Source organism: Mycolicibacterium arenosum, assembly GCF_024320865.1.
In the GTDB taxonomy this organism is placed as follows: Bacteria; Actinomycetota; Actinomycetes; order Mycobacteriales; family Mycobacteriaceae; genus Mycobacterium; species Mycobacterium arenosum.
In genome coordinates this window covers 146994-171600 of sequence record NZ_JANDBD010000014.1, presented here as the reverse complement: position 1 = coordinate 171600, position 24607 = coordinate 146994, and the positions used below count along the sequence as shown (strand labels likewise).

The window sequence follows — 24607 nt, the reverse complement described above, 5'->3', positions numbered from 1 at the left end:
CGGGAGGAAGACGTCAATGACACCCCCACACAACTATCTCGCCGTCATCAAGGTGGTCGGCATCGGTGGTGGCGGAGTCAACGCCGTCAACCGCATGATCGAGCAGGGGCTCAAGGGCGTTGAGTTCATCGCCATCAACACCGACGCTCAGGCGCTGTTGATGAGCGACGCCGACGTCAAGCTCGACGTCGGGCGCGACTCGACGCGCGGCCTCGGCGCCGGCGCGGACCCCGAGGTGGGTCGCAAGGCCGCCGAGGACGCCAAGGACGACATCGAGGAACTGCTGCGGGGCGCCGACATGGTGTTCGTGACGGCGGGCGAGGGCGGTGGTACCGGCACGGGCGGCGCGCCCGTCGTGGCCACCATCGCGCGCAAGCTCGGCGCGCTGACGGTCGGTGTGGTGACGCGTCCGTTCTCCTTCGAGGGCAAGCGCCGGTCCAATCAGGCCGAGTCGGGAATCGCCGCGCTGCGCGAAAGCTGCGACACGCTCATCGTCATCCCCAACGATCGTCTGCTGCAGATGGGCGACGCCGCGGTGTCGCTCATGGACGCGTTCCGCAGCGCCGACGAGGTGCTGCTCAACGGCGTGCAGGGCATCACCGACCTGATCACCACACCCGGCCTGATCAACGTCGACTTCGCCGACGTCAAGGGGGTCATGTCCGGTGCGGGCACCGCGCTAATGGGGATCGGCGCCGCCCGCGGTGACGGGCGGGCGCTCAAGGCCGCCGAGGCGGCCATCAACTCGCCGCTCCTCGAAGCGTCGATGGAGGGCGCGCAGGGTGTGCTGCTCTCCGTCGCCGGCGGTAGCGACCTCGGACTCTTCGAGATCAACGAGGCGGCGTCGCTCGTTCAGGATGCCGCCCACCCCGAGGCGAACATCATCTTCGGCACGGTCATCGACGACTCGCTCGGCGACGAGGTGCGGGTGACGGTGATCGCCGCGGGTTTCGACGCCCAGGGGCCCAGTCGCAAACCCGTCGTCGGCGGATCGGGTTCCGCCATCACGCCCGGCCGTTCGGGCAAGGTGACCTCGTCGGTGTTCGAGTCGGTCGACGCGGCGAGCGTGCCGGTGCACACCAACGGGGCGACCGTCAGCATCGGTGGTGGCGGTGACGACGATGACGACGTCGACGTGCCGCCGTTCATGCGGCACTGATCCGCGGCACCTCGGGGCATCGGGATACTGGCAGTTGTGACCGTCCGTATCCGCCGAGTGACCACGACCCGCGCGGGTGGTGTGTCCGCGGCACCGTTCGACACGTTCAACCTCGGCGACCACGTCGGTGACGATCCGAAGGCCGTCGCGGCCAACCGGCGGCGCCTCGCCGCCGCGACGAAGCTCGGACCGGATCGCGTTGTCTGGATGAACCAGGTGCACAGCGCCGACGTGGCCGTCGTGGACGGGCCGGGACCCGTGGTTGATCACACCGACGGTTTGGTGACCGTTCAACCGCGATTGGCACTCGCGGTGGTAACGGCGGATTGTGTGCCCGTATTAATGGCGGATGCGCGCGCCGGAGTGATCGCCGCCGTGCACGCCGGCCGCGTCGGTGCGGCCAACGGCATCGTGGCGCGAGCACTGGAGACCATGGAGCGGCACGGCGCGCACGCGGCGGACGTCTCGGTGCTCCTGGGGCCCGCGGTCAGCGGCGCCAACTACGAGGTGCCCGATGCGATGGCGGCGGAGGTCGAAGCCGCCCTGCCCGGCAGTCGAACCACGACGTCTCGCGGCACGGCCGGATTGGACCTGCGCGCCGGATTGCATAGGCAGCTAACGGATCTGGGGGTAACGGCGATCGACGTCGACCCGCGCTGCACGGTTGCCGACCGCGCGCTCTTCAGCCATCGCCGAGGCGCCCCGACGGGCCGGCTGGCGTCGTTGGTGTGGATGGAATGACCGACGCACGCGGAGCGCAACTCGCCGAGGCGCTGGCGGTCCTGCGCGCCAGGGTGGACGCGGCGGCGGCCGCCGCGGGCCGCTCGTCGGCGGATATCGAATTGCTCCCGGTAACCAAATTCTTCCCCGCCTCCGATGTCATTGAATTGCACGAATTGGGATGCTCCGCATTCGGGGAATCACGCGAACAGGAAGCGTCGAATAAAGCGGCGGAAGTCAACGCGCATTTTCCCGACGACACCATTCGCTGGCACATGATCGGAAGGGTGCAGCGCAATAAGGCGCGCGCGGTGGCCGGCTGGGCCTACGCCGTGCACGCCGTCGACAAGGTTGCTCTGATCACCGCGCTGGACCGGGCCGCCGGGCAGGCCCTCGACGACGGCACGCGTCCCGAACCGCTGCACGTCTACATCCAACTGAGCCTCGACGGCGACCCGGCGCGAGGGGGAGTGGACATCGCCGCGCCCGCCGCCGTCGACGAACTGTGTGCCGCCGCGGACGGCGCAGAGGCGCTGCGGTTCGCCGGGCTGATGGCGATCCCTCCGCTGGGCGTCGACGCCGCCGACTGCTTCGCGCGGTTGGCCCGCGAGCGGGATCGACTGCAGGCGGTGTATCCGCAGCGTCTGGGGCTGTCAGCGGGCATGTCGAACGACCTCGAGGCGGCGATTCAACACGGATCCACGTGTGTGCGTGTCGGTACCGCGTTGATGGGGCAACGTCCTCTAACGTCACCCTGAGTAGTCACTCCAGTCACATCTTCATCACAGACAACACCGAAATCGGTCATCAGAAGGGTCATCCGATGAGCACTCTGCATAAGGTCAAGGCCTACTTCGGTATGGCTCCGATGGACGATTACGAAGACGAGTACTACGAGGAGGAGGACCGCGGCGCGCGGTCCTACGCCCGCCGTGGTCGCGAGGACCGCTTCGAGGACGACGGCTACGGGCGCGGCGACGGCCGCCTGGACGATCGTCCCGGTGTGCGTGAGTTCGAGCGCGAATTCGATGCCGTCCCAGCGGGATACCGCGGCGGCTACGACGAGCCCGGCTTCCGTCCGCGCCGCGAGTTCGAGCGGCCGCGCTTCGACACCATGCGCGGCGCCACCAGGGGCTCGGTCGCGATGCAGCCGAGGCGGATGGCCGAGCTGTTCGAGGCGGGCAGCCCGCTGGCGAAGATCACCACGCTGCGCCCGAAGGACTACAGCGAGGCCCGCACCATCGGCGAGCGCTTCCGCGACGGCACCCCGGTGATCATGGACCTCGTCACGATGGACAACGCCGACGCCAAGCGCCTCGTCGACTTCGCCGCCGGCCTGGCCTTCGCGCTGCGCGGCTCGTTTGACAAGGTGGCCACGAAGGTGTTCCTGCTGTCACCGGCCGACGTGGACGTCACGGCCGAGGAGCGCAGGCGGATCGCCGAGGCGGGCTTCTACTCGTACCAGTAGTTCCGTCGTCGAGCGGCGGGTGCAGCGGCGACGGGTAGGCTGGCAGCACACCGGCCACGCTGCCCGCGGAGCCGAGTTCTTCTGTCCTACATCTGTCCACAGTGAGGTCGCCGGCGTTGTCGCTGTTCTTCGAGATTCTGGGCTTCGTGCTGTTCGTCTTCTGGCTGCTGCTGATCGCGCGAGTCGTCATCGAGTTCATCCGCTCGTTCAGCCGGGACTGGCAGCCCAAGGGCGCCACGGTGCTGATCCTGGAGATCATGCTGACCCTCACCGATCCGCCGGTGAAGCTGCTGCGCCGAATCATCCCGCCGCTGACCATCGGAGCCGTCCGCTTCGATCTGTCGATCATGGTCCTTCTGCTGGCCGCGTTCATCGGTATGCAGTTGGCTTTCGCAGCCGATTGACCGGCCCATTCAGAGGTTTGCCGGAGGTGGTTTCGGAAGGTTAGACGGCGTATCGATGATCTTGTGAAGGGTCTCTCAAGATTGAAATTCGCTCTTAATTCCGGACCTCACCTGCAACCGCCGGGTCTGTTGTGACAGGATGGACGCCAGTTACTTCCGCCATGGCTCTACACTTTGAAACCGGTCCCGGTCCAGACTTCAAGGGGGCAGACGATGCCGCTCACTCCTGCCGACGTTCACAACGTCGCGTTCAGCAAGCCGCCCATCGGCAAGCGTGGTTACAACGAGGATGAGGTAGACGCCTTCCTCGATCTCGTCGAGAACGAGCTCCAGAGGCTCATCGAGGAGAACGCCGACCTCCGCCAGCGGGTTGCGGAACTGGACCAGGAGGTCGCCAGCGCCCGCGCTGGTGGTGGCGCGCAAGCCACCCAGAACATCCCGGCGTACACCCCGGAGCCCGAGCCGGTGCACGTGCCGCCGCCCGCGCCCGTGTACGAGGCGCCGCCGGCGCCCGCGCCCGTGGCCGCCGCGCCGGCCGGCGAGGAGGCCCACATCAGGGCCGCCAAGGTGCTCGGACTCGCGCAGGACACCGCCGATCGCCTGACCAGTGACGCCAAGCGCGACTCCGACAAGCTGCTCGCCGACGCGCGTGCGCAGGCGGATGCCCTGGTGAGTGAGGCACGGGCCACCGCCGAGACCACCGTCGCCGAGGCCAAGCAGCGGGCCGAGGCTCTGCTGTCCGATGCCGAGACCCGGTCGTCGACGCAGCTGCGTCAGGCGCAGGAGAAGGCCGACGCACTGCAGGCCGACGCCGAGCGCAAGCACTCCGAGATCATGGGCACCATCAACCAGCAGCGCACGGTGCTCGAGGGTCGCCTCGAGCAGCTCCGCACATTCGAGCGGGAGTACCGCACGCGGCTCAAGACCTACCTGGAGAGCCAGCTCGAGGAGCTCGGTCAGCGCGGTTCGGCTGCGCCGGTCGACTCCACCGCGGGTAACGACGGCGGCGGCTTCAATCAGTTCAACCGGGGCAACAACTGATCGGCTGATTGATGCTGATCATCGCGCTGGTTCTCGCTGTCATCGGGCTGGCTGCGCTGGTGACGGCGGTCGTCACCAGCAATGAGCTCATCGCCTGGGTGTGCATCGGCGCGAGCGTCATCGGTGTCCTGCTGCTCATCGTCGACGCCGTGCGCGAACGCTCCCGAGGGGAACGCCCGACCGACGACGAGGTCGAGGATGACGACAGCGCGGCGACGACCGTGCTGGAGCCCGCCGCCGAGGACTACCCGGAGGACGACTCCGTCACCGAGGTGCATCAGACCGTCGATCCCGACACCGAGATCACCGAGACAGCCGACACCGAGACAGCCGTCACCGAGACGGCCGATGCCGACGCCGACGCCAAGCGCGAGTAGAAGCGTTGGCGCGCAAGCGCTTTCGTTACGCTGACGCCGTGCGCAGCAGCTCGCGCACTTCGTCGTCGCCGACCTGGCCGAAGTCCGCGAACACCTGACCGACGGCCTCGAATCCTGGCGGAACCACGGCGCACACCACCTCGTCCGCGTCCGCCAGCGTCCGGGACGCGCCGGGCGGGCCGACCGGCACCGCGGCGATCAACCGCTCGGGGTCCAGCGAACGCACCGCCCGAAGCGCGACGCGCATGCTCGCGCCGGTGGCGATGCCGTCGTCGACCAGCAGCACCGTCTTCGCCCGCACGTCGAGGCGGCCGCGGCCGACGCGGTACGCCGCTTCCCGCCGGACCAGCTCGGCCGTCTCGCGATCCACCACCGCGCGCACCTGAGCCGGGCTGACGTCGACGCTCGCGACCACCGAGTCGTTCATCACGATCGCCCCACCCGATGCGATGGCGCCCATCGCCAGCTCCGGCCACTGTGGAACGCCCAGCTTCCGCACCAGGAAGACGTCGAGCGGGGCGCCGAGCGCGGCGGCCACCTCCCAACCGACGGGGACTCCACCCCTGGCCAGCCCGAGGACGACGACGTCGGTGCGGCCGCGATAGGCCGTCAGCGACTCCGCCAGGACGCGGCCCGCTTCGCGGCGGTCCCGGAAGGTCCTTCTGTCGACTGGCCTGCGGATGACACCAGCCTAGGACGCCGGGCGCCGGTTGAGGTGCGTCGCCGCGAAATCGGCCGTGACGCGATGCCAGCGCGAGTAGTCCTTGATCAGGAAATGGCCGGCACCCTGCACCGGCACCCAGCGGGCGTCGACGCCGCGCCGGGCAGCTGCCTCCGTTTGCGCTTGTGCGGCAACGGGATCCGTCCACGTGTCCGCTGTGCCGTGCATCGTGAGCAGGCCGCACTCCAGGGGGACTCGGTCCGCGTCGTTCGCCGGCCACCAGGGCGCGAGGGCGACGACGGCACCCACCTGCCCGGTGGCGGCGAGGTGAACGGCGACCCTGCCGCCCATCGAATGTCCGACCACGACGACGTCCTCGGGGCGGAACCGCCCGAGCAGGTCCTCCAGCGCGACGGTCGCGTCGCGGACGGCGTCCAGGCTGGCGGGGTTCCAGCCGCGCACGCGGTAGCGGACGCGCCGCACCTCCACGCTCGGGCCGAGCCTCCTGCGCAGTGCGCTGGCGAGCAGGGCCACCCGCAGATTCGCCAGCTGCCACGGGCGGGACCGAACCTCGCTGCGCGGCTTGCCTCCGGGCAGAACCAGTATCGCGCCGTTGGGACTCACCACCGTGATTCGTAGTACACGGGGGCGCGGATTGCCATCCGGGTGGTGATCGGATACGAATGCAGCTTCATGGGCATCGAATACTCCGACGTTGTCGACCATCCGATCGACGAGGTGTTCGCCTGGCACACCAGGCCGGGCGCCATGCCGCGGCTGGTGCCGCCGTGGCAACCCATGACGGCGGTCTCCGAGACGACGTCGCTGGCCGACGGCCGCGCGGTGCTCGGTCTGCCCGGCGGGCTGCGCTGGGTGGCCCAGCACGTCGGCTCCGAGTACGACCCGCCGCACCGCTTCGTCGACGAACTCTCCTCGGACGGGCCGCGGACCTGGCCGCCCCGGCTGATCGGCTACTGGCGTCACATCCACGACTTCGAGGAGGCCCCCGGCGGCGGGACCCTCGTCCGGGACCGCGTTGAGGCGCCGCTGCCCGCCGCCGCGCTGCGTCCCACGTTCGTCTACCGGCACCGCCAGCTGGCCGACGACCTGGCTGCGCACAGCGACGCGGCGGCCGCCGGGTACACCGCGCGCACGATCGCGATGACCGGTGCGTCGGGTCTGGTGGGCTCCGCGCTCAAGGCCATGCTGACCTCGGGCGGGCACCGCGTCGTGTCGCTGGTGCGTAGGCCGGCGCAGGGGCCCGACGAGCGGTACTGGGATCCGGAGGCACCGGCCGCCGGCCTGCTGGACGACGTCGACGCGGTGGTGCACCTGGCGGGCGCCTCCATCGCGGGACGCTTCACCGACAGTCACCGCGCCGCCATCCGGGACAGCCGGATCGGGCCGACGCGCGCACTCGCCGAGGCGGCGGCGCGGGCGTCGGACGGCCCGGAGGTGTTCGTCACGGCGTCGGCGATCGGCTACTACGGGTACGACCGCGGTGACACCGAACTCGATGAGAACGGCAGCCGTGGCGACGGGTTCCTCGCCGACGTCGTCGCGGACTGGGAGGCCGCCGCAGCGCCCGCCGCGGACGCGGGTCTGCGCGTGGTTGCGGTGCGCACCGGCATCGTGCAGGCCGCCAACGGCGGTACGCTGCGCCTCTTTCGGCCGCTGTTCGCCGCGGGGCTGGGCGGACGTCTGGGCAGCGGCATGCAGTGGCTGTCCTGGATCGGCCTCGACGATCTGCTCGACGTGTACTACCGCGCGTTGTACGACGCGCGCCTGACGGGCCCGGTCAACGCGGTCGCCCCCAACCCGGTGCGCAACTCCGAGTACACGAAGACGCTCGGACGGGTCCTGCACCGTCCGACGCTGCTGCCGGTCCCGTCGTTCGGGCCGAAGCTGCTGCTCGGGGAGCAGGGGGCGCGGGAACTCGCGGAGGCGAACCAGCGGGTGCTACCGGCGAAGCTCACCGAGGTCGGGCACCGGTTCCGGCAGCCGCTGCTGGCCGACGCACTCGCACATCAGCTCGGGCACGGCTGACGCACGACGCGCTCGAGGAAGTTCCGCACCAGCGCGTCCAACCGTTTCCGCGCGCCGGGCTGCAGCCGTGCGGTCTCCGCGCGCAGCTCGTCCAGGTCGAGGCCCAGCGCCACCGCCTCGGCGCCGTCGTGGTCGATCCACGCGTCGAGGAGTGGCCCGTCGAGCTCGGGGTGAAACTGCAGCCCCAAGGCTGAGCCGACGGTGAAAGCCTGTGTGGCGCTGTCGTTTCGTGCGAGGCGGGTGGCGCCGGGCGGCAACTCGAATCGGTCGAAGTGCCATTGAAACCAGGGCCCTGCGGGTACGAGTTCGGGGGAGTCGCTGTCGACGGGCCGCCAGCCGATCTCGGGCGCGCCTGAGCGGGTGACGGTGCCGCCGTGAGCCTGCGCGACGAGCTGGCCGCCGAAGCAGACTCCGAGCACCCCGACGCCCGCGGTCGCGGCGTCGCGTACCAACGTCATCTCGCCGGCGACCCAGGTGTCGAGCAGTCGTTCGTCGTAGGCCGCCCAGCGCGCTCCGAGGGGGACGACGACGTCGTAGTTCAGTGGATCGGGGAAGACGACGTCGATTCCCGGCTCGGCCACCGCTTCGGCGGGTACGACGAGGAACTGATGGGTGTCGTACCCGAGGTCGGCGAACACCTCGCCGAGCATCGCGGGCGGAGCCACCGGATCATTGACGATGAACAGGACGCTGCGGGACACGGGATTTACCCTAGGGGCCCGCGGTCATCTCGGTGGGACGGGAGGGGCGTCGTCGGGCGCGACCTGCGCGCCGATCCTGCGGAACAGGACCTGGGCGGCGTTGACGTAGTCGCCTTCGGGACCGAACGCCTCGGGCGCGTACGTCACGGCGACGGCGATCGCGATCCTCTTGGCCGGCAGGTACGCCGCGACCGCCGACTGGCCTGCGAACATCGGGTTCTGCAGGAGCCAGTCGCCGGAGATGACGATCCCCATGCCGTAGGTGTAGCCGTCGGTCATCGGCGCGCACGTGGCGCACCCCGGCTGCGCCCGGGTCCTGCCGCGCAGCTCGGTGGACACCATCCTGTCGTGGGACTCCTTGGACAGCAGCCGCCCGCTGCCGATGCCGACGGCGGTGGCCTCCATGTCGTAGACGGTGGTCGTTTGAATCGCACCGTGGGTGATGGTCCACGACGGATTCCAGAACGTCGACTCCTCGTAAAACGGCGTGCCGCCGGCGATTCCGAGTGCTTGGCGGCGCTCGCTGGTGAAGGCGTGCAGCGCGGGCGCCGGGATCTCGGGGGTGAACGAGTTCGCGGTCGCGGTCAGGCCCAGCGGCGTGAGAACCTCCTCGGATAGCAGCGTCGGCATGTCCTCGCCGGTGGCCTTCTCGAGCGCCTTGCCGAGCAGCACGTAATTGGTGTGGGCGTAGTTCCAGTTCGTCCCCGGTTCGTACAGCAGCGGTTTCGACGTCGCGAAGCCGAGCAGTTCGTCGGGTTCCCACTGCCGGAACGGATCTCGGTAGAAGGCGGCCTCGAACGCGGCGTTCCCGATCACGTAGTCGACGTAGCCCGACGTCATCCTGGCCAGCTGCTCCAGCGTCACCCGGTCGGCGTGCGGCGTATCGGGTAGCCACGTCGAGAGCTTGTCGTCGAGGCGCACCTCCCCGCGCTCGACCAACCGCAGGAGCAGCGTCGCGACGTAGGAGATCGCCACCGCGCCGTTGCGGAAGTGCATGGCCGGGGTGGCGGGGACACCGGTCATCGACTCACCGACCGCGCGCGTGAGCAGTTCGCGGCCGTCGATGCTGACCCGGACGATCGCGGCGCGCAGGTGTTCGGCTGCCATGACCTCGTCGACGATGCGCATGACGGCGTCGGCCGCGACGGTGTCGGGTGCGGATGACGGTGCGCCCCCCGGCGGCGGTGCGCAGCCGGCCAGGATCACCAGGACGCCGATCGCGGCGCCGAGCGCTCGGGCGACGCGCGTCATCCGAGTGCTCGGTAGCGTCGCTCGGGCCGTCCGGCGCCGTATTGCAGTCGCAGGGCCAGCTCCCCGTCACTCAGGTAGTGCTCCAGGTAGCGACGCGCGCTGACCCGTGAAATCCCCACCAGCTCAGCACATTCCGCTGCGGATACCTCGCCTGCGGCGCGGACCGCGGCGAGCACCAGCTGACCCGTTTCGACGCCGAGCCCTTTGGGCAGCGCGGTGGCGGACGGGGTTGCCGCGTTCGCGCCGAACAGCGTGTCGACGAGCGACTGGTCGGCACCGGTGGCGGCGGTGAGGGCGTCGGCCCTGGCGCCGAAGGCCGCGAGTTTGGCTGCGAACTGGTCGAATTCGAACGGTTTGATGAGGTAGTCGGCCGCGCCGCCGTCGAGCGCCGCCGACACGGTGTCGAGTTCGCGGGCGGCGGTGATCATGATGACGCCGACCCCGTCGCCGGTGGCTCGCAGGTGCTGCAGCACCTCGACGCCGGTGAGGTCGGGCAGGTGGACGTCGAGCAGGATCAGGTCGGGCCGCAGGGCGGCGGCCTGCTCCAGCGCGTCGGCCCCGGTGCGCGCGACACCGACAGCGCGGAAGCCGTCGACGCGGTCGGTGAACCGGCGGTGGATCTCGGCGACCATGAAGTCGTCGTCGACGACGAGAACGTCACGCACGAGTCACCCTGCCCGGCAGCCGAACCTCGAAAACCGCGCCGCCGAGCGGGCCGTCGGTGACCTCGACGCGGCCACCCAGCTGGGCGCTGACCAGTCGCACCAGCGCCAGACCGATGCCGCGGCCGCCGGGCACGTCGGGTTTCGACGTGACGCCCCTGGCGAAGATCGACTCGCGCAGGTGCACGGGCACTCCCGGCCCCGAGTCGGCCACCGAGATGTGCAGGCCGTCACCGTCGTCGACCGTCACCTCGACCACCTTGCGCACCGACCCCTCCGAGACGTCGACGGCGTTGTCGACCAGGTTTCCGAGCACGGTGATGACGTCGGTCGCCAGTGCCGGCGGCAGCGCGTCGAGGTGGCTGTCGTCGTCGATGAGCAGAGCCACCCCGCTCTCGGCCGCCAGCGAGGTCTTGGCGATCAGCAGCGCCGCGACCGCGGGATCGGAGATGTTGCGGGTGACGGCCTCGTTGATCTCCTCGCGTCGACGGGTGAGGGTGCCGACGAGGTCGCGCACGGCCTCGTACTCCTCGAGCTGCACCAGGCCCGAGATGGTGTGCAGTTGGTTGGCGAATTCGTGGGTCTGAGCCCGCAGCGTGTCGGTCATGCTCTTGTGCGACGACAGCTGGCCCTGCATGGAGGCCAGTTCGGTGCTGTCGCGCATCGTCGTGACCGTACCGATCTCCTCACCGCGCGTGGTGGCCGGCCGCCGATTGAGGGCGAGCACTCTGGTGCGGGTGGCGATCACGGTGTCATCGGCCGAGCGGCCCGGCGCGTCGGAGAGTAGGAACTGCTCCACCGCCGGGTCGAGGCCGATCGAGTCGACGCGCCGTCCCACGGCATCACCCGACACCGAGAGCAGTTCCTGCGCACTGTCGTTGAGCACCGTGATGACGCCGTCGGTGTTGACGGCCACCACGCCCTCTCTGATGCTGTGCAGCAGCGCCTCCCGGTGATCGGCGAGTCCCGCGATCTCCGCGATCTCGAGTCCGCGGGTGTGCCGCTTGATCCGCCGGGACAGCAGCCACGACGCGATGAGTCCCAGCGCCGCGCCCAGACCGAGATACACGACGAGTCGTTCGCCCGCGCCCGAGAGCGACTGCCACAGTGTCGGATACGGCTCGCTGACCGAGGCGACCGCGAGCACCTCACCGGCGGTGGACAACACCGGGACCTGCCCGACGAGGGAGTGCAGGCCGTCCACGTCGAGGTCGCCCGACCACGCCCGCCCCTCCGTGACGAGGCTCCGACCGAAGTCGACTCGTCGGCCGATGCGGGTCGGTTCCGACGACGCCCGTACGACGCCGTCGGGTGCGAGCAGTTCGACGATGCGGGCACCGGACAGCGCGACCGCACGGTCGACGTCCGGCGCGAGGATGCGCGAGGCGAAGGCGTCGGCGTAGCGCTGCCGCACGATCGGCGTCGACGCCAGGTTCTCGGCGACGGCGATCATCCGCTGGCCGCGTACGTCGCGGAACTCACGGGTCGACTGCGCGACCGACACCGCCGCCACCGCGCCGAGCACAAGCGTGACGACGAGCACCTGGAACACCAGGAACCGGGTAGCGAGGCTGCGCGCCGTCAGTGTTCCGCGCCATGTACTCAACGACCACAACTTCCTTTACGTCCGTAAGAGTGACCTGGGTCACGCTGGGGAACATTATTGCCGAGCATCACACTGTGAACGAAGGAGTCCGACGTGTCGATACTGCGTCGATGTGCGACCGCGGCGGTGGCCCTGCTACTGGCCGCGACGTTCGCAACCGGATGTGGCGTGACTCGCGGTGACGATCCCGCGGGCATGCACCGGTTGCGCATGATGGTGCCGAACAGTCCCGGCGGCGGCTACGACCTCACCGCGCGCACGGCGGTGAAGATCATGGAGGACGACGATCTCACCGGTCGCGTCGAGGTGTTCAACGTGATCGGCGCGGGGGGCACGGTGGCGATGGCCCGCCTGATGAACGAGCGCGGCAACGGCGACCTCATGATGACGATGGGCCTCGGCGTCGTCGGTGCGACCTACACCAACGGATCGAACATCAAGGCCTCCGATGCGACGGCGATCGCCAAGCTGATCGAGGACCCCGGTGCGATCTTCGTACCCGCCGACTCGCCGTTCCGGACGGTGGGCGACTTCGTCGCGGCGTGGAAAGCCGATCCGTCGAAGGTGACGATCGGCGGCGGTTCGTCGCCGGGCGGCCCGGATCACCTGTTTCCGATGGAGCTGGCGAAAACCGTTGGCGTCGACCCGAAGAGCGTCAACTTCATCACCTACGACGGTGGCGGCGATCTGCTGACCGCGCTGCTCGGCAAGAAGATCACCGCGGGCACGTCGAGCCCCGGCGAGCTGATCGATCAGATCGAGGCGGGCACCCTGCGGGTGCTCGCCGTGTCGAGCAACGAGCGCGTCGAGGGGGTGGACGCACCGACCCTGAAGGAGTCGGGGATCGACCTGACATTCGCCAACTGGCGCGGTGTCCTTGCCCCGCCGGGGATTTCGGATCAGTCGAAGCAGTCGATGGTCAAGTTGCTCGAGGATCTACACGGCACCGAACAGTGGAAGGAGGCGCTGGTGAAGAACGGGTGGACCGACGCGTTCATGACCGGAGCGGCGTTCGAACAGTTCCTGGTGGACCAGGACAACCGCGTCTCGTCGACGCTGACCGAGTTGGGCCTGCTGTGACGGCGCCCGAGCGCGAAGAGGATCGCGCCGAGAAGCCGGATTTCGCGCAGTACGCGGTCGTCGCCGTGCTGGCGGCGGTCGGGGTGTTCCTCATCGTCACCTCACAGAGCCTGCCCGACACCTTCGCGAAGGTGGATCCCGTTGGCCCCGGCTTCTTTCCGATGGTCATCGGGGTCGCGGCGGTCGTGCTCGCGGCGATCCTGGCGATCGCGATCCCGCGGGGATCGCGCGGCGAGGCGGATGCCGGTGAGGACATCGATCCGGACATGCCGAGCGATTGGCGCACCGTCGGTCTGCTCATCGCCCTGTTCATCGCGCTGATCCTGTTGGTGAACCCGCTGGGATGGGCCATCACCAGCGCGCTGTTCTTCGCCGGCGCGGCCACGGTACTCGGCAGCAAGCACTACGTGCGCAACCTCGTCATCGGTGTGGTGCTGGCGCTGGCCAGCTTCTACGCGTTCTACTCCGGGCTCGGAATCCCGCTGCCCGCAGGCATCTTGGACGGGATTCTGTAATGGAGAACTTCGACTGGCTCATGCAGGGGTTCGCCGAGGCGGCCACCCCGATGAACCTGCTGTACGCGGTCATCGGCGTGCTGCTGGGAACGGCGGTCGGCGTGCTGCCCGGCATCGGGCCCGCCATGACGGTGGCGCTGCTTCTGCCGATCACCTACAACGTCAGCCCGAGTGCGGCCTTCATCATGTTCGCGGGCATCTTCTACGGCGGCATGTACGGCGGCTCGACGACGTCGATCCTGCTGAACACACCGGGGGAGTCCTCGTCGGTGATCACCGCGATCGAGGGCAACAAGATGGCGAAGGCCGGCCGCGCCGCGCAGGCGCTCGCCACGGCGGCCATCGGGTCGTTCGTCGCGGGCACCATCGGCACCATCCTGTTGGCCGCGTTCGCCCCCGCGATCTCCCGCTTCGCCGTCACGCTCGGCGCACCCTCGTACCTGGCGATCATGTTGTTCGCGTTGGTCGCGGTGACGGCGGTGCTGGGATCGTCCAAACTGCGCGGGGCGATCTCGCTGGTTCTCGGCCTGGCGATCGGCATCGTCGGCATCGACTTCCTCACCGGCCAGCCGCGTGCCACGTTCGGCATCCCGCAGCTCTCCGACGGCATCGACATCGTCGTCATCGCGGTCGCGATCTTCGCGCTCGGCGAGGCGCTGTGGGTCGCCGCGCACCTGCGCAGGCGGCCCGCCGAGATCATTCCGGTCGGGCGGCCGTGGATGGGTCGCGACGATTGGGGTCGATCGTGGAAGCCCTGGCTGCGCGGCACCGCGTTCGGGTTCCCGTTCGGCGCGTTGCCCGCGGGCGGCGCGGAGCTTCCGACGTTCCTGAGCTACATCACCGAGAAGAAGCTGTCGAAGCATCCGGAGGAGTTCGGAAAGGGCGCCATCGAAGGCGTGGCGGGCCCCGAAGCGGCGAACAACGCCTCGGCGGCGGGCACCCTGGTGCCGATGCTGTCGCTCGGCCTGCCGACCAACGCGACGGCCGCGGTCATGCTGACCGCGTTCGTGTCCTACGGAATCCAGCCGGGCCCAACGCTCTTCGAGAAGGAGCCACTGCTGATCTGGACGCTCATCGCGAGCCTGTTCATCGGCAACTTCCTGCTGCTCGTGTTGAACCTCCCGTTGGCGCCGCTGTGGGCGAAGCTGTTGCGCACCCCGCGGCCGTACCTGTACGCGGGCATTCTGTTCTTCGCGGTGCTCGGCGCGTTCGCCGTCAACGTGCAACCGCTCGACCTGGCCCTGCTGCTGATCTTCGGCTTGCTCGGGCTGATGATGCGGCGGTTCGGACTTCCCGTGCTGCCGTTGATCATCGGAGTCATTCTGGGGCCGCGCATCGAGCGCCAGTTGAGACAGAGCCTGCAGCTGGGCGGCGGTGACTGGAGCAGCCTGTTCACCGAACCGGTGGCGATCGTGACCTACGTCCTCATGGCGGTGCTGTTGCTCATTCCGCTGGTGCTGCGGCTCCTGCACCGAGACGAGGAGACGCTGCTCGTGGTCGAAGACGACAGGGATCAGAGGGAGAAGGCGGTGCACCAGTGATTGTCATCGGATTCACGGCGGATCAGTTCGGCCAGGCGGCGCTCGAGCACGGCATCGCCGAGGCCAGGCTGCGCGGCACCGGTGTCCTCGTCGTCAACGCGACGGCGGGCGACGCCTACACAGACTCGACGTTCGCGTCCCCGGACCGGGCGCGCGACGTGCAGGACCGGCTCACCACGTCGGGGGTGCCGTTCGAGTGGGTGCAACCGGTCGGCGTCGACGCGGCCACCGAGTTGTTGAACGCGATGGAGCGCGCCGATGCGGAGCTTCTGGTGATCGGGGTGAAGCACCGCAACCCGGTGGGGAAACTGCTCCTCGGCAGCGTCTCCCAGCAGGTGCTGCTGGAGTGCCCCAAGCCGGTCCTCGCGGTGAAACCCGACGCGTGATCGATCGGATCGGGCAACGCGAGCCGCCGCCGCCACACCGGCCCTGAGCGTGCGCCGCCGATCGCTCGGCTGCGAGGACGACCGCGGGTTGAGCGAGTTAGCTGATTTCGATCACGTGACGACACGGTCGTGTACCCAGCAAGTGATCGAGTTATTCGCGCGTCAATAATCGCAATTTCCGGTGCCCGCAAGGAATGATCATGATTTCCGCATCGGCAAAGCGCGTGGGTCGGTCGCTCGAGGTTGAACCAGCGGAATGATTCCGTCGCCCCCGAACGGGCAGCGGGTTCGTCCGAAAGGTCTCATATTCGCCGCTCAGACCGGCTACGGTAGGGCGATTCCAGCGCCGGTGGGCGACGGCGCGTCGGGCCCGGCGAGACGACACGCCGGGACTTCGTCAGCCTCGTCGCGACTGTCCGACACAGGCCGCAAGCGATGGCGAATATCGATTCCACCAGTATGAATGCGCTCGAATGTGCGCGCGGCGGCCGGTTCGTCGGCAGTCCTGCCGGCAGGTTCGACGACTGCAAAGCCACGGGGGCCGCGGTGTGGGCGTTGAAATGCGCAAACCTTTGCAGGCAACGGACTCAGCAATACTCGGTGCGCACCGCGGCGCGGCATATGCGAGACGGAATAGGAATTTGCTTCACAGCGCTCGAGCGCTGTCGCGGCAACCGTGTCCGATATCGCATCGGCAAATTGTTTTTTCGTCCTGACATCCGGGTTCGGAGAATTCCGCAAAACCTCTTCTGCTGCATATTTCGGAGGTGTAACTTTTTGCTATTCAGTTGGTTACTGGTCTAAGGGGTCGTCATGCAAGCAGCCATTCGTTCATCTCTCTCGGCGGGTGTTGCGGTTGTCGGAGCAACCGCTATCGCGCTCAGCCCGATCACGCCGCCGGTCCCCGATCTGTCGGCGGAGATGAGTCGCATCACCGTGAACGCGGCGTACACGCCGACCGGTTTGGCGGAGGCGATCGCCGACCTGGCGGCGGGCGGATCGCTCGCGCTCACTCAGGCCGCGCAGGGCCTGGGCCTGACCGGTAGCGGGGCCCTCGTCAATTTCGGCACCGCGGGGTCGACGCTGGGTCAGACTGTCGGTGTCCTCGGAACGACGCTGTCGGCGTCGACGCTCGGCGCACTCGCGGCGATCGCGTCCAATCCGTTGAACCCCGGCGCGTATCCCGCGGCGCTCGCACTGCTCATCGCGGGCGGGACCACAGGGTTGAGCCAGGCGGCCCTGGGGTTGGGCATCACGGGCACGCAGGGCCTGTTCGCGCTGGGCTCGTTGGGGACCGGCTTGGCGCAAACACTCGGCGTCGCCGGCACGACGCTGAACACCGCGGTGGGGGCCGCGCTCGGTGACCTGGTGCCCGATGTGCTGGCTGCCGTGGGCGTGCTGGCGCAGGGCGCGGCGTTCGCGCTGAACACGAGCTTCGTGGGCCTCGCCACGGCAGGCACTCAGGCGCTGGCCGGAGTCGGGACCGGGCTGGCTACCACGTTGGCCGGGCTGTCGGCGGCGGGCACACAGGCCCTCGCGGGCCTGGGAGCGGCCGGTGCACAGGCGCTGGCGGGTCTCACCGGCACCGCTGCGCTCGGGCTGAACACCCTGGGCACGGTCGGCGCCGTCGGCCTGGCATCGGCGGGTGGGGCCGTCACGTCGCTGCTCGGTGGCGGCGTCGGAGCCCTCGGCGCGATCCTGGCCAACCCGCTGAATCCCGCGAATTACGCTGTGGCACTGGGGACTCTGCTGACCGGCACCTCCGGTGCGTTGAACATCGGGCTCACCGGCCTGAGCACCGCGGGAACGCTCGGCCTCTCCGGTCTGGGCACCACCCTGGCGGCCGGGTTGGGCACCCTCAACACGGCGGGGGGTATCGCACTGGGCAGTCTCGGTGTGGCCGGTTCGACCGCGCTGGCCTTCACGGGGGCCGGAGTGGCGGCGACCGTGGCCGGACTGGGCGCCGCCGGCGCGACGACGTTGGCCGCGGTCGGCGGAGTCGGTGCCACGCTGTTGACGGCGATCACCACCGCACTCGGCCTCGTCGTCGGCGGTCCGTCGGCGATGGCGCCCGCGCCGTTGTCGGCAACGGCCCTCGGCGCCGATGAACCGATCTCGGCGCTGGCGGTGACGCCCGGCGATCTCGGGGCGGCCCTCGAGGTCGTCGTCGGAGGCGGTGGCCTGGCGCTCGAGCAGACGCTGTCCGGTGTGCAAGCGGCTGCCGCCGTCGGTCTGCAGGGCCTCGGCGTCACCGGCGCCACCGCGCTCGAGGGCCTGACGGTCACCGGTGCGACGGGCCTGCAGGCGGTGACGGTCACGGGTGCCCAAGCGCTGCAGGCGCTTACCGTCACGGGTGCGACGGGCCTGCAGGCTGCCACGGTGACCGGAGCGACGGCGCTGCAGGGCCTCGGCGTCACCACGGCGACGGGTCTCGCGACGCTCGGCACCGCGGGCTCGGCGTTCGCGGCGGGCGGGCTGGGAGCGCTCGCCGCGATCCTGTCGAACCCGCTGAACCCCGGAAGCTACGCCGCCGCCCTCGCGGCGTTGGCCGCAGGCGCGTCGACGGGGCTGACCCAGGGGCTCGCGGGCTTCGGTGCCACCGCGGCGCAGGCGCTCGCCTACGGCGTGGCGACGGGAGCACAGGCACTGGCGGGCGGTGTCGCGACCGGAGCGCAGGCGCTCGCCGGGGTCACCGCCACCGGGGCGCAGGCCCTCGCGGGCGGAGTGGCCACCGGGGCTCAGGCGCTCGCCTACGGCACGGCGACCGCCGCCCAGGGTCTGGCCACCGCCGGGGCCGTGGGTGCGATCGGTCTGCAGACCACCGGCACCGTGGTGAACACCGTCGGCACAACGTTGGAGGACGCGGCGAGCATCATCGCCGCACCGCCTGCGATGACCTTGTCGATACCCGCCGGTGATCCGGAGGCGGCGGCCGCGGACGAGTCCTCCGTCGCCGCGTCCGCACGCACGCTTCGGGCGGTCGCGGCCGAGCCGGAGGCGGTGTCGGAGCCGGCGGCGGAGTCCACGGTGAAGGCCTCGTCATCCAGCGTCGACAAGGCCGGCGACAGTTCGGCGGTCAGCAAGGCAGACGCCACCGAATCCAGCACCACCAAGTCGGAGGCGGCCTCGGAGAAGACCTCGGAGAAGGACGGCAACAAGGCCGAGCCCAAGACCAAGGCGCCGAGCTCCAACAACGCCGGTGGCGGCTCGGGTGGGACCGAGAGCGCAACGGCGGGTGCGTCGACCGGGTCGGCGTCGGCTGAGTCCGGCTCCAGATCCGGTTCGGGATCGGACTCCGGCTCGGGTGGCGGCGGCGGTTCGAGCGAGTAGCGCGGTCAGCGGCGGCGGGGCCCTCGGCGGAGGGCCCCGTTCGCCGTTTATGCGTTTCCGTCAATTAGTGGTTTGACTCACACACCGCGCGGGGTATCTCCTCGCCATGGTCGACACCCGTAGCGCTGCGACGAGCGCGCGTGACAACTCGTGGTTCGAACGCGTCGCGCGGTTCGGTTTCGCCGCCAGCGGCGTACTGCACATCCTGCTGGCCTGGATCGTCCTGCGGCTGGCTTTCGGCCTGGGCGGCAGCGCCGATCAATCCGGCGCGCTGGCAACTCTTTCCGCGCAGACCGGAGGCACCGCCATGCTGTGGGTGGCCGCCGTCGCACTCGCGGCACTCGGCCTGTGGCACGGGGTGGAGGCGGTCGTCGAGCACGATCTCAAGGACCGGGGTAAGGCCGCCGCGGTCGCCGTCGTCCACCTGGCTCTTGCGTTCTCCGCCGCGAAGTTCGCGCTCGGTTCCGGTCAGTCCAGCGGTCAGCAGAACGCCGGTCTCAGCGCGAAGATGATGCAAAGCGGTTGGGGGAGTGCGGTGTTGATCGTCGTCGCACTCGTCATCATCGGCGTCGGCGGCTATCACGTCTACAAGGGCGCCACCAAGCGGTTCCTGAAGGACCTCGACTCGGGAGGCGGATCGGTGATCACGCCGCTCGGTATCGCGGGTTACGTCGCCAAGGGACTGGTACTCATCGGCGCGGGGTTGCTGGTCATCGTGGCGACGCTCAGTTCTGACCCGGCCAAGGCCTCGGGCGTCGACGCCGCGATCAAGACGCTCGGGTCGATGCCCTTCGGCAAGATCCTGCTGGTGCTGGCTGCGATCGGCATTGCGGCGTACGGCGCGTTCAACATCGTGCGAAGCCGTCACGAGGACATGAAGAGCTAACCGCGTTCCAGAGCGAGTCGGATCGACCCGTCGGGGGCGGCGGTCGCCGTGTGGGCGCAGACGCCGGGCCCGCCGCTCACCTCGTCGCCGGTCGTGAGGTCGTAGGTCCTACCGTGCAACGGGCACACCACCACGGCGTCGTCGATCAGCCCGTCGGCGAGTGGGCCGCCGCGGTGCGGGCACACGGCGTCGACGGCGCGCAGCGACCCGTCCCGCATCCGGTAGATCGCGATCTGCTCGCCGTTCACCGTGTACGTCCTCCCCTCGCCGACCGGGATCTCGTCGACGCGCCCGACCGTGACCTCGGTCGTCATCGAACGGGAACCTGCGGCAACGGAAGCAACGGCAACGACGTTTTGAACTGGCCCTCGGTCGCCGGCTCGCGTCCGTCCAGCCACGGATCACGGTAGGCGTCCACCGATTTCCGCATCCGCTCGTCAAGGCCGGCGGCGAGACCGTCGGCATCGTCGACGACCACGGCGCGGACGTGCTCGATGCCCACCCTCGGCACCCACTTGTACGTTCGCTCAAGCCAATCGGCGCTCTCCCGGTAGTACTGCAGGAACCGGCCGGTCAGCGTCATGACCTCCGCGGCGGAATCGACCGTCGCGAGCAGGTCGCCCTTGCGGATGTGGGCGCCCGCGGCGCCGCCCACGTAGATCTCCCAGCGGCCACCGTCGACCGCCACGACGCCGAGATCCTTGCACAGCGCCTCGGCGCAGTTGCGCGGGCAGCCGGTGACCGCCAGTTTCATCTTCGCGGGGCTCGCCAGACCCTGGTAGCGCTCCTCGAGCGCGATGCCGAGCGCCGTCGAATCGCCGACGCCGTAACGGCAGAAGTCGCTGCCCACACAGGTTTTCACCGTGCGGAAACTCTTGCCGTAGGCGTATCCGGACGGCATGTCGAGGTCGGCCCACACGGAGGGGAGATCCTCCTTGCGCACCCCGAGCAGATCGATGCGCTGCCCTCCGGTCAACTTGATCATCGGAATCTCGTACTTCTCGGCGACGTCGGCGATCCTGCGCAACTGAGTCACATCGGTCACCCCGCCCTTCATCTGCGGCACCACCGAGAACGTGCCGTCGCGCTGGATGTTGGCGTGCACCCGGTCGTTGATGAACCGGGCGTCGCGCTCGTCGACGAACTCGTCGGCCCACATCATCTCGAGCAGCGAGGCCAGCGCCATCTTGGAGCCGGCGTCCTCCTTGCCGTCGGGCGCCAGCGCGGCGAAAACCGAGGACACCGAATGCAGTTGCAGGTCGCGGATGTGGCCCATCAGCGTCGGCTTGTCGTAGGGCACACCCGGCACGTACCAGGACGCCGACGGGTCCTCGGTCACCGCGCCGCCGGCCGCCCACTCGACCACCTGGCAGACGAGTTCCTTACACGCGCCGCACCCCTTGCCCGCCTTGGTCTTCGCCATCACGCCGGACACCGACGTCTCACCGGCCCGCACGCAGGCGGCCAGCGCGCCCTTGGACACCCCGTTGCAGTTGCACACCTGCGCGTCGTCGGCCAGTTCGGCCACGCCGACTCCGACCTCGGGGGTACCGATGTCGAACATCAGCGCCACCCGCTCGTCGGGCAGGGGCAGCCCGCTGTCGAACGCCTGCGTCAGGAAGGACACCTTGGACACGTCACCGACGAGCGTGGCGCCGACCAGCTTGCCGTCCCTGATCACGACGGTTTTGTACACGCCGTGCTTGGGTTCGGAGTACTGCACGAACTCGTCATCCGGGTGTTCGGGCGCCTTGACGCCCATCGACGCGACGTCGACGCCCGCGACCTTGAGCTTGGTCGCGACCCGCGAACCGTGATAGGCCGACGTCGGGTCGGCACCGGTCAGGTGGTCGGCGAGCACCTTGGCCTGCTCCCACAGCGGCGCGACCAGACCGTAGACCTGACCGCGGTGCTGGGCGCACTCACCGACCACATAGACGTCGTCGTCGTCGATCGAGCGCATGTGGTCGTCGGTGACGATGGCGCGCTCCACGGTGAGACCGGCGCGTTGCGCCAGGCCGACATTGGGCCGGATGCCCGCCGCGACGACCAGCATGTCGCAGTCCAGCCGCGACCCGTCCGAGAACAGGATGCCCGCCAGCCGGCCGGTCTCGTCGACCACGACCTCGGTGGTGCGCTTGTCGGTGTGCACCCCGATACCCAATCCCTCCACGGACTTCCGGAGTATCGCGCCCGCCGGATCGTCGAGTTGGGCGTTCATCAGGGTGGGTCCGGCGTGCACGACGTCGACGGCCATTCCTCGGCTCTGCAGCCCCCTGGCGGCCTCCAGTCCCAGCAGCCCGCCGCCGATGACCACGGCCCTGGTCCGGTTGGCCGCCTCGGCGATCATCGTCGAGGTGTCGTCGAGGGTGCGGAACCCGAACACCCCGTCGGCGAGTTTCTTGTCGTCGGACCACAATCCGGTCATGGGCGGGAAGAACGACCGGCTGCCGGTCGCGAGGATCAGCTTGTCGTAGTGGACGGTGCTGCCGTCATCGGCGTACACCAGGTGTGCGAACGTGTCGATCCGAACCACCCGCACACCGGCCCGCAGGTCGATGTCGTTGTCGGAGTACCAGTCCAGTGCGTTGAGGTAGATCTCGGTCGGATCATCGACGCCGGCAAGCACATTCGACAACATGATCCTGTTGTAGTTGCCGTAGGGCTCGTCGCCGAACACGGTGATGCTGAAGGGCTCGACAGTGGTTCCGCTGTGCTCCTGTCGGGCCAGAACCTCCTCGATCGCGCGGATTCCGGCCATGCCGTTACCGACGACGATCAGCCGCTGCGCCATCAGAACTCCACCAGGCCGAGGTCGACGACGACCGATCCCTTCACCCCTTCGGGCGCGGCGACGTAGAGCTCGAGCACGGTGTCGGCGAGCAGATCCTCCACCACACGCAGCGCCACGTGGGTGGCTCCCTTCGCCGCGATCGGGAAGTACCGCATGGGTGTCCCGTCGCGATACAGCACCACGGAGATCATCTGTTTCGACGAGTTGCCGCCACGGAAGTACACCGGTTGGGTCGTGGCACCCGCGGGCACCACGTAGCGCAGCGCGGCGTCGATGGGCACGGGCTTGTCGTAGCCGCTACCGTCGAACTCGAATGCGCCTTGCAGAAAACGGGGGCTGCTTCCGTCGGTCATGTCTCGACGCTATGAGCGCGGTGTTGCGAGATCGTTTCCCCAAGGAGTCGCTGGTGAATCCCGGCGATCACATCCGCGCGGCCTCACCGTGAGCGGAACCGGGCTGTGAGGGCGAGTTTTCATCGAGGTCATCGACAGGCAATCGGTGTGGAATGGCCTGGTAGTTGACTTCGGCCCATGGCAACCACCGCGCCCCGTAACCGCGACATCGACCACTGGGACCCCGAAGACGTCGACGCCTGGGAGGGCACCGGCGGAAAGCCGCCGGGAAAGAACATCGCGAAGCGCAACCTGATCTGGTCCATCGTGGCCGAGCACGTCGGCTTCTCGGTGTGGTCGATCTGGTCGGTCATGGTGCTCTTCATGCCGCAGAACGTCTACGGTATCGACGCCGCTGGCAAGTTCTACCTGGTCGCGGTGCCCACCCTCGTCGGCGCGTTCATGCGCATCCCCTACACGATCGCCCCCGCGAAGTTCGGCGGCCGCAACTGGACGATCGTCAGCGCGCTGCTGCTGCTGATCCCGACGGTGCTGACGCTGTACTTCATGAAGAACCCCGCGTCGTACACCACCTACCTGGTGATCGCCGCGTTCGCGGGTCTCGGCGGCGGTAACTTCGCCTCGTCGATGACGAACATCAACGCGTTCTATCCGCAGCGGCTCAAGGGCTGGGCACTGGGACTCAACGCCGGCGGCGGCAACATCGGCGTGCCCGTGATCCAGCTGATCGGCTTGCTCGTCATCGCCACGCTGGGCAACGCCCGTCCGGAAATCGTCTGCGCCATCTACCTCGTCGCGATCAGCGTGGCCGCGGTCGGCGCCGCCGTGTACATGGACAACCTACGCAACCAGAAGTCGAACTTCGGCGCACTCGTCGAGGCCATGCGCTTCAAGCACTCCTGGGTGATGAGCTTCCTCTACATCGGCACCTTCGGATCCTTCATCGGCTTCTCGTTCGCGTTCGGCCAGGTGCTGCAGATCAACTACCTGGCAGGTGGCGACACCGCCGCGCAGGCGTCGCTGCACGCCGCGCAGATCGCCTTCCTCGGACCGCTTCTCGGGTCGATCTCCCGGCCGTTCGGAGGCAAGCTCGCGGACCGGATCGGCGGGGGGCGGATCACGCTGTACGTGTTCGTCGCGATGATCTTCGCCGCGGGGATCCTCGTCGGTACCGGTGTGCTGGACGACGGAGCGGCCGGGGCTCCCACGGGAGCCCAGATGACCGGCTACGTCGCCGGATTCATCCTGCTGTTCATCCTGTCCGGACTCGGTAACGGCTCGACCTACAAGATGATCCCGTCGATCTTCGAGGCCAAGGCGCAGGGCCGCGACGATCTCAGCAAGGACGAGAAGGCGGCCTGGTCGCGTGCCATGTCGGGGGCGTTGATCGGGTTCGCCGGTGCGGTGGGCGCACTCGGCGGCGTGTTCATCAACGTGGTGCTGCGCGCGTCCTACGTCGGCGACGCCAAATCGGCCACGATGGCGTTCTGGGTGTTCCTCGGCTTCTACGTGGTGTGCGCGATCGTCACGTGGTTCGTGTTCCTGAGGCTGCAGGAGCACCGGGCCCACAGCGGTGAGCACATCGGCCGCGCACCGGTGCCGGTACCCGTCGGGTGAGACACGGCA

At 68.9% G+C, this 24607-nt stretch carries 24 protein-coding genes; 15 read left to right on the top strand and 9 right to left on the bottom strand.

All coding sequences use genetic code 11. From position 1 onward, the window contains the following. Positions 1–16: 16 nt before the first annotated feature. From ftsZ to NM203_RS28530, 7 genes are all read left to right on the top strand, one after another. The gene (ftsZ, locus tag NM203_RS28560) at positions 17–1159 is read left to right on the top strand and encodes a cell division protein FtsZ (RefSeq protein WP_255064005.1); all 1143 of its coding nucleotides are present in this window, start codon (positions 17–19) and stop codon (positions 1157–1159) included. A 36-nt stretch (positions 1160–1195) separates the two neighbouring features. Next, positions 1196–1900, top strand: a complete 705-nt coding sequence (gene pgeF / locus NM203_RS28555) for a peptidoglycan editing factor PgeF (protein ID WP_255064004.1) — start codon at positions 1196–1198, stop codon at positions 1898–1900. Continuing rightward, the gene (locus NM203_RS28550) at positions 1897–2637 is read left to right on the top strand and encodes a YggS family pyridoxal phosphate-dependent enzyme (RefSeq protein WP_255064002.1); all 741 of its coding nucleotides are present in this window, start codon (positions 1897–1899) and stop codon (positions 2635–2637) included. The genes pgeF and NM203_RS28550 overlap by 4 nt, the downstream gene beginning before the upstream one ends. 65 nt (positions 2638–2702) lie before the next feature. Beyond that, the gene (locus NM203_RS28545; RefSeq protein WP_255064000.1) at positions 2703–3347 is read left to right on the top strand and encodes a cell division protein SepF; all 645 of its coding nucleotides are present in this window, start codon (positions 2703–2705) and stop codon (positions 3345–3347) included. A 116-nt stretch (positions 3348–3463) separates the two neighbouring features. Next, positions 3464–3751: a YggT family protein gene (locus NM203_RS28540; RefSeq protein ID WP_255064056.1), complete on the top strand. Its 288-nt coding sequence runs from the start codon at positions 3464–3466 to the stop codon at positions 3749–3751. Between the two features lie 213 nt (positions 3752–3964). Further along, positions 3965–4792, top strand: coding sequence for a DivIVA-like cell division protein Wag31 (wag31, locus tag NM203_RS28535; RefSeq protein WP_255063998.1), 828 nt, complete (start codon positions 3965–3967; stop codon positions 4790–4792). 11 nt (positions 4793–4803) lie between these two features. After that, a complete protein-coding gene (locus NM203_RS28530; protein WP_255063996.1) occupies positions 4804–5169 on the top strand; it encodes a hypothetical protein in 366 nt (121 codons plus the stop codon). 25 nt (positions 5170–5194) lie between these two features. Here the strand turns inward: NM203_RS28530 and NM203_RS28525 are convergent, their stop codons facing one another. Together NM203_RS28525 and NM203_RS28520 are read right to left on the bottom strand one after the other, a co-directional pair. Further along, on the bottom strand, positions 5195–5851 hold the full coding sequence (locus tag NM203_RS28525) for a phosphoribosyltransferase (protein WP_255064055.1): 657 nt from the start codon (positions 5849–5851) through the stop codon (positions 5195–5197). Positions 5852–5860: 9 nt separating this feature from the next. Next, positions 5861–6457, bottom strand: a complete 597-nt coding sequence (locus NM203_RS28520) for an alpha/beta fold hydrolase (RefSeq protein ID WP_255063995.1) — start codon at positions 6455–6457, stop codon at positions 5861–5863. A 66-nt stretch (positions 6458–6523) separates the two neighbouring features. On the opposite strand from NM203_RS28520, the gene NM203_RS28515 reads away from it, so the two are divergent. Beyond that, on the top strand, positions 6524–7876 hold the full coding sequence (locus NM203_RS28515; protein WP_255064054.1) for a TIGR01777 family oxidoreductase: 1353 nt from the start codon (positions 6524–6526) through the stop codon (positions 7874–7876). On the opposite strand, the gene NM203_RS28510 is transcribed toward NM203_RS28515, so the two are convergent. From NM203_RS28510 to NM203_RS28495, 4 genes are read right to left on the bottom strand one after another with little or no spacing between them, the layout of a single operon-like run. Further along, positions 7858–8577, bottom strand: a complete 720-nt coding sequence (locus NM203_RS28510) for a type 1 glutamine amidotransferase (protein ID WP_255063994.1) — start codon at positions 8575–8577, stop codon at positions 7858–7860. The genes NM203_RS28515 and NM203_RS28510 overlap by 19 nt on opposite strands. Before the next feature lie 24 nt (positions 8578–8601). After that, a complete protein-coding gene (locus NM203_RS28505; RefSeq protein WP_255063993.1) occupies positions 8602–9828 on the bottom strand; it encodes a serine hydrolase domain-containing protein in 1227 nt (408 codons plus the stop codon). Then, positions 9825–10493: a response regulator gene (locus tag NM203_RS28500; protein WP_255063992.1), complete on the bottom strand. Its 669-nt coding sequence runs from the start codon at positions 10491–10493 to the stop codon at positions 9825–9827. Before NM203_RS28500 ends, NM203_RS28505 begins: the two co-directional genes overlap by 4 nt. After that, positions 10486–12096, bottom strand: coding sequence for a sensor histidine kinase (locus NM203_RS28495; RefSeq protein ID WP_255063991.1), 1611 nt, complete (start codon positions 12094–12096; stop codon positions 10486–10488). The genes NM203_RS28500 and NM203_RS28495 overlap by 8 nt, the downstream gene beginning before the upstream one ends. A 195-nt stretch (positions 12097–12291) precedes the next feature. On the opposite strand from NM203_RS28495, the gene NM203_RS28490 reads away from it, so the two are divergent. The 6 genes from NM203_RS28490 to NM203_RS28465 all read left to right on the top strand — a co-directional run bounded on the left by NM203_RS28490 (position 12292) and on the right by NM203_RS28465 (position 19834). Continuing rightward, positions 12292–13176, top strand: coding sequence for a Bug family tripartite tricarboxylate transporter substrate binding protein (locus NM203_RS28490; protein WP_255064053.1), 885 nt, complete (start codon positions 12292–12294; stop codon positions 13174–13176). Then, complete coding sequence (locus NM203_RS28485; protein WP_255063985.1) at positions 13173–13691, top strand: tripartite tricarboxylate transporter TctB family protein; 519 nt, start codon at positions 13173–13175, stop codon at positions 13689–13691. The genes NM203_RS28490 and NM203_RS28485 overlap by 4 nt, the downstream gene beginning before the upstream one ends. Continuing rightward, positions 13691–15232: a tripartite tricarboxylate transporter permease gene (locus tag NM203_RS28480; RefSeq protein WP_255063983.1), complete on the top strand. Its 1542-nt coding sequence runs from the start codon at positions 13691–13693 to the stop codon at positions 15230–15232. Before NM203_RS28485 ends, NM203_RS28480 begins: the two co-directional genes overlap by 1 nt. Next, positions 15229–15618, top strand: coding sequence for a universal stress protein (locus NM203_RS28475; RefSeq protein ID WP_255063981.1), 390 nt, complete (start codon positions 15229–15231; stop codon positions 15616–15618). The genes NM203_RS28480 and NM203_RS28475 overlap by 4 nt, the downstream gene beginning before the upstream one ends. 813 nt (positions 15619–16431) lie before the next feature. After that, positions 16432–18948 carry a beta strand repeat-containing protein gene (locus NM203_RS28470; protein ID WP_255063979.1) on the top strand — a complete coding sequence of 839 codons (2517 nt, stop codon included), beginning with the start codon at positions 16432–16434 and terminating at the stop codon, positions 18946–18948. A 106-nt stretch (positions 18949–19054) separates the two neighbouring features. Further along, positions 19055–19834 carry a DUF1206 domain-containing protein gene (locus tag NM203_RS28465; protein WP_255063978.1) on the top strand — a complete coding sequence of 260 codons (780 nt, stop codon included), beginning with the start codon at positions 19055–19057 and terminating at the stop codon, positions 19832–19834. Here the strand turns inward: NM203_RS28465 and NM203_RS28460 are convergent. Genes NM203_RS28460 through NM203_RS28450 form a run of 3 tightly spaced genes read right to left on the bottom strand, consistent with a single transcriptional unit; the run spans position 19831 to position 22981 of the window. Beyond that, the gene (locus NM203_RS28460) at positions 19831–20148 is read right to left on the bottom strand and encodes a Rieske (2Fe-2S) protein (protein ID WP_255063977.1); all 318 of its coding nucleotides are present in this window, start codon (positions 20146–20148) and stop codon (positions 19831–19833) included. The genes NM203_RS28465 and NM203_RS28460 overlap by 4 nt on opposite strands. Then, complete coding sequence (nirB, locus tag NM203_RS28455; RefSeq protein ID WP_255063972.1) at positions 20145–22628, bottom strand: nitrite reductase large subunit NirB; 2484 nt, start codon at positions 22626–22628, stop codon at positions 20145–20147. The genes NM203_RS28460 and nirB overlap by 4 nt, the downstream gene beginning before the upstream one ends. After that, positions 22628–22981, bottom strand: a complete 354-nt coding sequence (locus tag NM203_RS28450) for a molybdopterin oxidoreductase (RefSeq protein WP_255063971.1) — start codon at positions 22979–22981, stop codon at positions 22628–22630. Before NM203_RS28450 ends, nirB begins: the two co-directional genes overlap by 1 nt. A 177-nt stretch (positions 22982–23158) precedes the next feature. On the opposite strand from NM203_RS28450, the gene NM203_RS28445 reads away from it, so the two are divergent. After that, the gene (locus NM203_RS28445; RefSeq protein ID WP_255063969.1) at positions 23159–24598 is read left to right on the top strand and encodes a nitrate/nitrite transporter; all 1440 of its coding nucleotides are present in this window, start codon (positions 23159–23161) and stop codon (positions 24596–24598) included. The last annotated feature ends 9 nt before the right edge of the window (positions 24599–24607 follow it).